Source organism: Acrocarpospora catenulata (assembly GCF_018476525.1).
Taxonomy (GTDB): Bacteria; Actinomycetota; Actinomycetes; order Streptosporangiales; family Streptosporangiaceae; genus Acrocarpospora; species Acrocarpospora catenulata.
Map to the genome: position 1 here is coordinate 68,837 of NZ_JAHCST010000043.1, position 10,118 is coordinate 78,954.

The 10,118-nt window shown below is 70.2% G+C and carries 8 protein-coding genes and 1 pseudogene; 2 read left to right on the forward strand and 7 right to left on the reverse strand.

Translation table 11 applies throughout. The features are described 5' to 3' along the window. Nucleotides 1-3: 3 nt before the first annotated feature. Nucleotides 4-623 (forward strand): annotated as a pseudogene (locus tag KIP79_RS50220) (RloB family protein). Here the strand turns inward: KIP79_RS50220 and KIP79_RS32195 are convergent. The 5 genes from KIP79_RS32195 to acs all read right to left on the reverse strand — a co-directional run bounded on the left by KIP79_RS32195 (nt 609) and on the right by acs (nt 5,743). Then, the gene (locus KIP79_RS32195; protein ID WP_214108719.1) at nt 609-1,133 is read right to left on the reverse strand and encodes a DUF309 domain-containing protein; all 525 of its coding nucleotides are present in this window, start codon (nt 1,131-1,133) and stop codon (nt 609-611) included. The pseudogene KIP79_RS50220 and the gene KIP79_RS32195 overlap by 15 nt on opposite strands. Further along, nucleotides 1,126-2,034, reverse strand: coding sequence for an alpha/beta fold hydrolase (locus KIP79_RS32200; protein ID WP_214108720.1), 909 nt, complete (start codon nt 2,032-2,034; stop codon nt 1,126-1,128). The genes KIP79_RS32195 and KIP79_RS32200 overlap by 8 nt, the downstream gene beginning before the upstream one ends. A 1-nt stretch (nt 2,035) precedes the next feature. Next, the gene (locus KIP79_RS32205; protein WP_214108721.1) at nt 2,036-2,437 is read right to left on the reverse strand and encodes a phage holin family protein; all 402 of its coding nucleotides are present in this window, start codon (nt 2,435-2,437) and stop codon (nt 2,036-2,038) included. Nucleotides 2,438-2,457: 20 nt separating this feature from the next. Then, nucleotides 2,458-3,648, reverse strand: a complete 1,191-nt coding sequence (gene nhaA / locus KIP79_RS32210) for a Na+/H+ antiporter NhaA (RefSeq protein ID WP_214108722.1) — start codon at nt 3,646-3,648, stop codon at nt 2,458-2,460. A 118-nt stretch (nt 3,649-3,766) separates the two neighbouring features. Further along, on the reverse strand, nt 3,767-5,743 hold the full coding sequence (gene acs, locus KIP79_RS32215; RefSeq protein ID WP_214108723.1) for an acetate--CoA ligase: 1,977 nt from the start codon (nt 5,741-5,743) through the stop codon (nt 3,767-3,769). A 183-nt stretch (nt 5,744-5,926) separates the two neighbouring features. Here acs and KIP79_RS32220 point away from each other — a divergent pair, with 183 nt between their 5' ends. Next, nucleotides 5,927-6,697, forward strand: coding sequence for a Fic family protein (locus KIP79_RS32220; protein WP_214108724.1), 771 nt, complete (start codon nt 5,927-5,929; stop codon nt 6,695-6,697). On the opposite strand, the gene KIP79_RS32225 is transcribed toward KIP79_RS32220, so the two are convergent. Both KIP79_RS32225 and KIP79_RS32230 read right to left on the reverse strand, forming a co-directional pair. Next, a complete protein-coding gene (locus tag KIP79_RS32225; protein WP_214108725.1) occupies nt 6,689-8,503 on the reverse strand; it encodes a vWA domain-containing protein in 1,815 nt (604 codons plus the stop codon). The two genes, KIP79_RS32220 and KIP79_RS32225, sit on opposite strands and share 9 nt — an antisense overlap. 89 nt (nt 8,504-8,592) lie before the next feature. Continuing rightward, nucleotides 8,593-9,654 carry an ATP-binding protein gene (locus KIP79_RS32230; protein ID WP_214108726.1) on the reverse strand — a complete coding sequence of 354 codons (1,062 nt, stop codon included), beginning with the start codon at nt 9,652-9,654 and terminating at the stop codon, nt 8,593-8,595. Nucleotides 9,655-10,118 lie beyond the last annotated feature (464 nt).

Sequence of the window (10,118 nt, forward strand, 5' to 3'; positions counted from 1 at the left end):
GGAATGGCACGAAGAACGAAAGCGAAGGATCTCAGGCGCCGGACGGCCAGCCGTCCCGAGCGCAGGACCATAGTGATTTTCTGCGAAGGTGAGGCGTCCGAGCCCGACTACATCAATGGGCTGAAGCGCCTTCCCGAGATTCATGCCAACACATCGATCAATATTGAGATCGACCCCGGCCAGGGAGTTCCGTTAACCCTGGTGAAGCGTGCGATCGACCGCAAGCGCGAGGTGGAGGTCGATGAATGCTGGTGTGTGTTCGACGTTGAATGGCCCAAGAACCATCCAAACCTTCCGCAGGCGGTCCGCCTCGCCGCTCAACATGAGATTCGCCTGGCCATCTCAATCCCTGCTTCGAGCTATGGCTGATACTTCACCACGAGGACCAGTCGGCTTTCCTGTCCACCAACGAGGCCGAAAGCAAGAGTCGCAAACTTGACGGTCGTGCGGGCAAACGCATCGATCCCCGTCAGTATATGGATCGTCGAGCGGTGGCGGCGAAACGTGCGGACGCATTGATCAGGCGGCACGAGAGAAACCAGACTCTGTTTCCCAACGACAACCCCTCGTCCACGATGGGAGAGTTCCTCCGGGCGATCGAGCCCGGCTCATCCCGCGCGTAGGGCCTGGCGGATTTCTTCGATGGTGGTGCCGGATTCGATGGCGTCGAGGTCCATTCCGTACGGGCGGCGGGGGGTGTACTGGTGGAGTTTGGTGCGGCCTCGGGTGAGGAGGGCGGTGGCGCCTCGGGGGTTGTCGCGTTGGAGGTGGGTGAGGCCGACGCAGATTTGGGCCAGGGCCTGCCAGAGGTCGCGTTCCTCGGTGGGGCAGCACTTCCAGCGGCCCTCGAAGACCTCGTGGGCGTGGAAGGGGCGGCCGGCCGCGAGCAGGAGGTCGGCCTCGTGGATGGCTTCCTGGGCGCTGGGGGCGTAGTCGTCGGGGATGCGGGGGACGCCGGCGCTGCCAGGCGGGAGGGGGCGGCCGTAGGCGTCGCGGGGGCGCGCGTTGCGGGGGCGGCCGGCGGGGTCGCGGTCGCGCCTGCCGGGAGTCGGGTCGCGGCCAGCCAGCGGAGAGCCAGGAGTCGGGTCGTGGTCAGGCACCGGAGAGCCGGGAGTCGGGTCGCGATCAGGCATCGGTGAGCCAGGAGATCAGTTCGGCGTCGAACTCGGCCGGGCGTTCCTCGTGCGGGAAATGGCCGGCGCCCTCGATGAGGTGCCAGCGGTAGGGCGCGGAGACGAAGCGGCCGGAGCCGTGGGCGGTCCTGGGCAGGATGCGGGTGTCCAGGGCCCCGTGCAGTTGGAGGGTGGGCGCCTCGATGGGCCTGCGCATCTGGCGCGCGAACCGGCGGCCGTCCGGGCGGAGCTGGGAGCGGGCGAACCAGCGGTGGTACTCCAGCGCGCAGTGCGCGGTGCCGGGGATCTGGAAGACGTCCCGGTAGGTACGGGCGACCTCCTCGGACGGCCACTCCGGCCCGGACCACCGCTCCAGCAACCGGCCGACCCGCCGCCCGTCATGGGCCACCAGCCGCCGCTCAGGGATGATCGGAACCTGGAACGCCAGACCGTGGCGGCTGGCCCGCAGCTGGGCGAAGGTCCGCATGGCCGCGCGCAGCCGGAGCGGATGGGCGGAGGAGACGGCCACCAGGCGCCGGACCACCTTGGGGTCCAGCACGCTCATGGTCCAGGCCAGCAGGCCGCCCCAGTCGTGGCCGACCACGATCGCGCCGGTCTCCCCGAGGGCGCGCACCAGCCCGGCCGCGTCCCCGGCCAGGGTGGGCAGGTCGTACCCGCGTGGGGGTTTGTCGCTCGCGCCGTACCCCCGCAGATCCACCGCGACCGTGCGGTAACCGGCCTTCGGCAGGGACTCCAGCTGGTGCCGCCAGGTCCACCAGAACTGCGGGAAACCGTGGAGCAGCAGCACCAGCGGCCCGCTTCCGGCCTCCACCACATGGAACCGGGTGCCCCCCGCGTGCACGGCGCGGTGCGTCCACGGGCCCGCGACCTGGACCAGCGACTCGTCCCGCGACGTCTTCACCTCATGCCCCGCCCACCGCCGTGATCTCCGGCACCTCGGGGTTCTTGATCGTCTGCAACGACCGCTTGGTACGGCGGAAGCCCGCCAGCCCCTTCAGCCGCCGCATCCCGACATACCCCAGCAGCGCCGCCAGCGCCAGATAGAACAACGTGACCACCAGGAAGGCCAGCCACGGGCTCCACCCCACCGTCTCGACCAGCACGTACGCGATCGTGAAGGAGGCCAGGATCAGGCACAGGTGCAGGATGAACGCGGCGGCGGCGAACAGGCCGGCGGCCGCCCCGACCCGGCGCGCGTCGAACTTGAGCTCGGACTTGGCGAGCTCGATCTCGGACCGCACGAGGGTCGATATGTGGTTGCTCGCCTGGGCGACCAGCGCACCGAGCGATTCGTCCTCGGGCATCGGGGATCTCCTATCTGGGACTATCCAACATCATCTCGTGCCCGCACGCGCACCCGTGTTCTGAGCAGCGCCGCGGCCAGCCCCGACACGACCACGCCCGCGACCAGCACGGCCGTGATGATCCGGTCGTCGCCGGGGAAGGCCCTGCCCCCGATGAGCATGGAGACCGTGAAGCCGACTCCGGCGAGCACCGAGACCGCCGCGAGGTCCCGCCAGGACAGTTCCTCGCTGAGGCTTGCCACTCCCAGTCTGACCGACAACCAGGCTCCTCCGAAGACACCCAGGAACTTGCCGGCCACCAGAGCGGCGATGACGGCCAGCGCGGCGCGGTCGGTGAACACCCCGCCGAGGGCGTGGAGGGTGAGCGGCACCCCCGCCGCGAAGAAGGCGAAGACCGGTACCGCGAACCCGGCCGAGATGGGGCGGACGTAGCGGGCGGCGCGGTCGGCGTTGGAGGGGTCGCCGTCCGCCCGGGTGAGCAGGCCGCACATCAGGCCGGCGACGGTGGGGTGCACCCCGCTTTCGTACACCAGGATCCAGGCGCCGGCCCCGAGCACGATGTAGATCAGCGGGGCGCGCAGGTCCGCGCGCTGGCAGAGCCAGTAGAGCGTCAGCACGACGGCGGCGGCGATGAGCGGGACCAGCGCCAGTCGTTCGGTGGGGAAGACGGCGATCACCACGCCGGCCGCCAGGTCGTCCACGACGGCCATGGTGAGCAGGAGGGCACGCAGCGCCACCGGCAGGGTGGAGGCGGTGACCGCCAGCACGGCCAGGGCGAACGCGAGGTCGGTGGCGATGGGGATGGCCCAGCCCTTGGCCGCGCCCGGCGCGCCCCAGCTGACCAGGAGGTAGACCAGCGCGGGGACGACGATGCCGCAGATCGCGGCGATCACCGGGAGCAGGGCGTCCCGGAAGCGGGACAGTTGCCCGTGGACGATCTCCCGCTTGACCTCCAGGCCGGCCACGAAGAAGAAGATGGCCAGGAGGCCCTTCGCGGACCATTCGTACAGGGACAGGCCCAGCGGGCCGGGGACGGCGGCGCGGATGGCCTGGTAGCCGCCGGTCCAGGCGGAGTTCGCCCAGATGAGGGCGAAGCCGGCGGCCAACAGCATGATCACGCCACCGAGGGTCTCGGTGCGCAGTGCTTCGGCCACCTGTCGCGCGTACCGGACGGTCGGTCGGAGCGGCCACATTCCGGCAGCGCTGCGCATGGTTCCCCTTGCTGTCCGCGATTAGATCCTTACTGTCTGTACCCAACTTTCTTCGGGATGAGTAGGGCGCGAGAGCCTTTAACGGCCCACGCGCCCATTTTTCCGGATTTATGGTGATTTAGTCCTCGCTGGCGGCGGAGGGGAGTTTCGACGCGATCAGGTTCATCACCGAGCTGTCGGCCAGCGTCGTGACGTCACCGACGCTGCGGTTCTCGGCCACGTCGCGGAGGAGGCGGCGCATGATCTTGCCGGACCGGGTCTTGGGGAGCTCGGGCACGACCAGGATCTGGCGCGGCTTGGCGATCGGGCCGAGCGTCTTGGCCACGTGGTCGCGCAACTCCTTGGCGATGTCGGCGCTCTCGTCCGCGCTGCCGCGCAGGATCACGAAGGAGACGATCGCCTGCCCGGTCACCGGGTCGGTGGCGCCCACCACCGCCGCCTCGGCCACCTTCGGGTGGCTGACCAGCGCGCTCTCCACCTCGGTGGTGGAGATGTTGTGGCCGGAGACCAGCATGACGTCGTCCACCCGGCCGAGCAGCCAGAGATCGCCGTCCTCGTCCCGCTTGGCGCCGTCGCCGGGGAAGTAGAACCCGTCGAACCGGGACCAGTAGGTGTCCTTGTACCGCTGGTCGTCGCCCCAGATCGTCCGGAGCATGGACGGCCACGGGTCGCGGATCACCAGGAACCCGCCGCCGCCGTTCGGCACCGACCGGGCCTGGTCGTCCACCACGTCGGCGCTGATGCCCGGCAGCGGGCGCATGGCCGCGCCCGGCTTGCCTGCGGTGACCCCCGGCAGCGGGCTGATCATGATCGCCCCGGTCTCGGTCTGCCACCAGGTGTCCACCACGGGGGTGCGGTCGCCGCCGATGTGCTCCCGGTACCAGACGTACGCCTCCGGGTTGATCGGCTCACCCACCGAGCCGAGCACCCGCAGCGACGACATGTCGAACTTGGCGGGGATGTCGTCGCCCCACTTCATGAAGGTACGGATGGCGGTGGGCGCCGTGTACAGGATGGTCACCCCGTACTTCTGGACGATCTCCCAGAACCGGCCCCGGTGCGGGGTGTCCGGGGTGCCCTCGTAGAGGACGCTGGTGGCGCCGTTGGCGAGCGGGCCGTACACGATGTAGGAGTGGCCGGTCACCCAGCCGATGTCGGCGGTGCACCAGTAGATGTCGGTGTCCGGCTTGAGGTCGAAGACCGCGTGGTGGGTCCAGGCCGTCTGGGTCAGGTAGCCGCCCGTGGTGTGCAGGATGCCCTTCGGCTTCCCGGTGGTGCCGCTGGTGTACAGGATGTACAGGGGGTCCTCGGCGTCGTGCGGCTCCGGGGTGTGCCGGTCGCTCTGGCGCTCCACCAGGTCGTGCCACCAGACGTCCCGCTCGGTGACCGCCACGTCCTGGCCGGTGCGGCGGACCACCAGCACGTGCTCCACGCCCGGGCAGTCCTGGATCGCCTCGTCCACGGTCGGCTTCAGCGCGCTCGGCGCGCCCCGCCGGTAGCCGCCGTCCGCGGTGATCACCAGTTTGGCGTCGGCGTCGTCGATCCGGCTGCGCAGCGCGGTCGCCGAGAAGCCGCCGAACACCACCGAGTGGATCGCGCCGATCCTCGCGCAGGCCAGCAGCGAGATCGGCAGCTCCGGGATCATCGGCATGTAGATGGCGACCCGGTCGCCCTTCCGCACGCCCAGCTCGGTCAGCGCGTTCGCCGCCTTGGCGACCTCCTTCTGCAGGTCCGCGTAGGTGATGACGCGCTCGTCGCCGTCCGGCTCGCCCTCCCAGTAGTAGGCGACCTTCTCGCCGTTGCCGGCCTCGACGTGCCGGTCCACGCAGTTGTAGGCCACGTTGAGCGTGCCGCCCAGGAACCACTTGGCGAACGGCGCGTTCCACTCCAGCGTGGTGTGCCAGCGCTCCGCCCAGGTCAGCCGGTCGGCCGCCTGCTCCCAGAACGCCAGCCGGTCCGCGTTCGCCTCCTCGTACGCCGCCGCCGTGACATTGGCGCCGGCGGCCAGCTCGGCCGGGGGCTCGAACCGCCGCGACTCGTGCAACAGATTCGACAACGTCTCCTGGGACGGGTTACCAGGGGTTTCGGCGGCCACAGGCACTCCTTTGGATCATCGACGGGCCCTACTTGCAGGGCCCACTTCACCAGTCCGACACAGTTAGCGACAAGGTTCCTGGGTGTTTATGACATGTGACCGAGTTGCGGGAGTCAAATGGGGATGCGCTCAACGGTGTGACCTCATCGCTGAATGGCCTGTCGGGGTCGGTAGGGTCGGGGCGTGAACGAGGATCCGTTGTCCGCGGTGGCGGAGCTGGCGCCGGAGGCCGTACAGAACGCCAGGGAGGCCGTCGACCGGCTCTACCGGCACAGGGTACTGCGGCGGCGGAGCCCCGAGGTGTCGGCGGAGTCCGCCTTGCGTGGGGCTCGGGCGTCGGCCGCGCTGGAGGGCGCCGACGTGCCCCTCGGGTCGCTGCGGCAGGGCGAGATCACGGACCCGGTGGTCCAGGGGGCGCTTCGGGTTTCGGCGGAGCTGGGGCGGTTGGGCGGGCTCTGGCGGCAGGCGCCTCGGCAGGCTCTCGCCCGGCTGCACACCCTGGCGGCGGCCGATCTCACCCCCGCACCCGGCCGTCCCCGTACCGATTCGACCCTTTCCGACCCTCTCGACCTCGGCCCCGCCCCGAGCGCCGCCGAGTGCGCGGTACGCCTGTCGTCCCTGGTCGACCTGCTTTCGTCGTCGAAGGCGCCCGCCATGGTGCTCGCGGCGATCGTGCATGCCGAGTTGATGGTGCTGCGGCCGTTCGGGGTGGCCGACGGGGTGGTCGCGCGGGCCGCCGAGCGGTTGACCCTGGTCGAGTTCGGGCTGGACCCGAAGTCGCTCGCTGTGGTCGAAGTGGGACATCTCGAACTTGGGGCGGGGTACGCGGAGGCGTTGCGGGGCTACCTTCAGGGGACGCCGGAGGGGGTATCGGCCTGGATAGGGCATGCCGCGGACGCGATCACCCTTGGCGTACGGGAGGCGACGGCGGTCTGCGAGGCGCTGTCACGCTGACGTCATCCGGAAGACCGGACCTCGGGGCCGGAACGGTAGGGACGCGCCCGCGGGGATCAGGAACGCGTGTTCGCGCCGGATTCGTACGACATCGCATTCGCCGTCGGTGATGACCAGGATCGGCCCGTCCTTGGGGAAGTCGTCGGCGCGTTCGAGCAGGTTGATGCCGGGTTGCAGGATCGTGCCACCCCGGCCCCGGACGCGTACCCGGCCCGAGATCTCCTCGACCGGGAGATACCCCGCGTCGTACGCGGCCGCGTCGCAGAACACGATGCGGGCCTGGGCCACCTCCCTGGCCACCGCGTAGGAGGCGATCGCGCCGAGCGCCTTGCCGAGCAGCCGTGCCTCCATCGACCCGGAGGTGTCCAGGACGACGCCGAAGGTGGCCTGCCGGACGAGTTCCTCCGGCCGCAGCCACCCGGGGCGCGGAATGTCGGGTGTGGCCGACTGGCGGCGGGAGGCCCGGGCGTAGGAACGGCGCTTCTCGACCGCAGGGACGTGCTCGTCGAACCATCGGGCCAGGGCGGCGTCCCACGGCAGCGGCGGCTGGTCGAGGGCACGGATCTCCTGTTCGAGGCGGAAGGGCACCCCGCCCCGGCCGCTGTCGCGGTGGTAGACCAGGCCGGCGGCCAGCGCGTTCCGGTAGTACTCGTCCAGATCCACGTAGCGGCCCGCGGCGCCGGGATGGGGCAGCGGCTCCCCGAGGACGTCGCCGCGCCCCCGGCCGCGCAGGGTCGAAAGCTTCCGCAGCCGCCGCAGGTCACCCGCGATCCGGTCGTAGACCGCCTCGCAGGAGAGCCCCCGCAACGACGGATCGTGCAGCACGCCCTCCGGCAGCTGGCCGACGCCCATCTCCACCAGCCAGCCGTTGACGACGTAGTCGCAGGCGACGTTCCAGAGGTACGGCTCCCGCCACTCCGCACGCTCCCCATGGCGCAGCGCCGCGTGCAGCATCTCGTGAGCCAGGACGAACCGCCATTCAGCGGTCTTCATGGCGACCAGCGGGTTGACGTAGATCTCCGCGGCCCGCGCGTTGACGGCGGCCACCGAGATGTCCCATCCCCGCGCGAGGTCGGCGTCCGCGACGATCGTCATGCCCGCGGCGAGGGCGCCCAGCAGGGGGTACGACGAGATGAACCAGCCGAGCGCCACGTCCCAGGGTTTCTTGACCGTGCTCCGGACCGACCCTCGCACGCCCCCGGCCTCGTCGATCGCCTGGGTGGCCGCGGCGGAGATCCCGATCGCGAACGCCCGCTGGTGGTCGCGGTACCTGGCCTGCCCGGCCGTGCCGACGAAGAAGTCGGGGCCGGTGGGCACGTCGAACTCGGCGGGGACGCCGGAGGTCTGCCAGAGGCGGGCCAGCGTCCGCTCGTCCTGCGAGGGGAACACCGGTAGCGGCTCGGGCGGGCGTCCGACCTTGACCGTGGCGAGGAACCTGTCCACGGCCAGGCAGCAGGCGGCGAGGTACGCGGGGTTCGGGGAACGCCACGATTCCTCCCAGCGGATCCGCTCGGGCCCGAGGTCCACTGGCTCGGCCGTGTCCGGGTCGAGATGGCCGAACCCGGCGTGCAGCAGGCAGTGCGCGAACACCCAGGCCCATTCGGCCGGCTCTGCCCGCCGGTGGGGGTGGTGGTACACGGTGCCGTCCGGGGCGATGTAGGCCCACCGGTCGGTGGGTAGTTCGCCGTCCTCCGCCGCGTACAGGTAGGTGCTGAGCGTTCCGAGCAGGGGATGCGACGCGGCCAGCCGCCAGCCCTTGTGCACCGCCTCGCGCCACGGATCGACCTTCGGCTTCTTCCCGCCCATGTCAGCTTCTCGCCTCTGCTTCTCGCGGCTGCTTCTCGCGCCTGCTTCTTGTGCCTGCTTCGCGCCTCTGCTCGCGCTTGCTTCTCGTGTCAGCTTCTTGCGGCGGCCAAGCGTGGCAGGTCGCGGCTCACCTCGACCAGGAACCATGAGGGCAGGACCGGCGCTCCGTCGTCGCCGGTGGCGATCACCAGCTGGGCGCATTCGAGCGAGATCTCCGCGAGCTCCACGAGCAGCGTCTTCGCCCGGAACGCCAGCTGGCGCCCCGCGGGCGAGGCGTGCTCCTTCGACTTCGGCAGCCCCTTTACCAGGCGGGCGCGGAGGGTCTCGGACAGGAAGTAGAGCAGGTCGCGGTCCTCCGCGCCGCGCGGCCAGCCCGCCTCGCCCTTGAGGACGGCCTCCAGGTCGTAGGAGTGCCGCACGGTCTTGACGTACGCGCGGAAGGCCGAGGCATGTGAGGTCGAGAGCGTGCCGGAGGCGAGCACGCCCAACGTGTCGTCGTCGAGCCTGTCGCCGTAGGAGTGCATGGCGTCCGACAGCATGTGCCACCCTCTGGGCGTGGAGAACGGCTCCTCCGTCTTCGGCGGCGCGCTCCAGAGGTGGTCCGGGCGCTGCACGAGGTAGTCGACGATCCACGGGTGGATGCCACTGTCGGCCGCCCAGCTCAGCCAGTCGTCCACCGCCGCCCGCAGATGAATGTGGATCATACGGTTGACCAGCGCGGACGCCATCGGCCTTGCGAGCGCGTTGTCCGTGGCCCGGTTGCCCGCCCCGATCACCACGGACCCCGCCGGCAGTTCGTAGGTGCCGATGCGCCGGTCGAGAATCAGCGAGTAGAAGGCCTTCTGCACCTCAGGGGAGGAGGCGTTGAGCTCGTCGAGAAACAGGCAGTACGGCTCCTCCCTGGCGATCGCCTCCGGCGGGGCGAACCTGCTGCGGTCGCCGACGATCTGCGGCACGCCGATGAGGTCTTCCGGCGCGAGCTGGGTGCCGAGCAGGGTGACGCAATCGAGCCCGAGCGATTCGGCGAACGAGCGAACGAGGGAGCTCTTTCCGATGCCTGGGGCTCCCCATAGGAAGACTGGGCGTACGACGGCGACGTGGAGGAGTACGTCAGGGAGTTGCGCTGGGGTGACGGTCAACGTGGCCTGCACGTGGGCAAGGGTCGCAAATGTGGCGATGTTGTCGCCACGTGATTAAGAGCGGCTGAGTGGTCGGGCTCGGCAATGCCTGGTTCGGCTTGGCGCAGGGGGTATGTGCCGTCCCTTGTCGCAGCGGGATCCGACGGGCTTGACCGGAGCTGCGGCGGAGCCGGTCTGGTGGGGTACTGCGGTAACCAATCCTTCGTGGTCGGGGAGGACGGCCTACTGTCCCGCGTGGGTGGGGAGGATGGTCTACTGTCCCGCGTGGTCGGGGAGGACGGCCTACTGTCCCGCGTGGGTGGGGAGGATGGTCTACTGTCCCGCGTGGTCGGGGAGGACGGTCTACCGGCCCGCGTGGGTGGGGAGGACGGCCTTCCGTCCCGTGTATGCGGGGAGGATGGCCTACCGTCCCGGCAGAGCCGGGCCCAGACCCACCGGGAGGCGTTCGTCCCCATCCTCACTGTCAGAAGGGTGGG

Excerpts from the sequence above, each read along its gene's own strand:
- KIP79_RS32225 (WP_214108725.1), bottom strand. The coding sequence starts at position 8,503 with ATGGGCGGGAAGAAGCCGAAGGTCGATCCGTGGCGCGAGGCGGTGCAC.
- KIP79_RS32205 (WP_214108721.1), bottom strand. The coding sequence starts at position 2,437 with ATGCCCGAGGACGAATCGCTCGGTGCGCTGGTCGCCCAGGCGAGCAAC.
- KIP79_RS32195 (WP_214108719.1), bottom strand. The coding sequence starts at position 1,133 with ATGCCTGATCGCGACCCGACTCCCGGCTCTCCGGTGCCTGACCACGAC.
- nhaA (WP_214108722.1), bottom strand. The coding sequence starts at position 3,648 with ATGCGCAGCGCTGCCGGAATGTGGCCGCTCCGACCGACCGTCCGGTAC.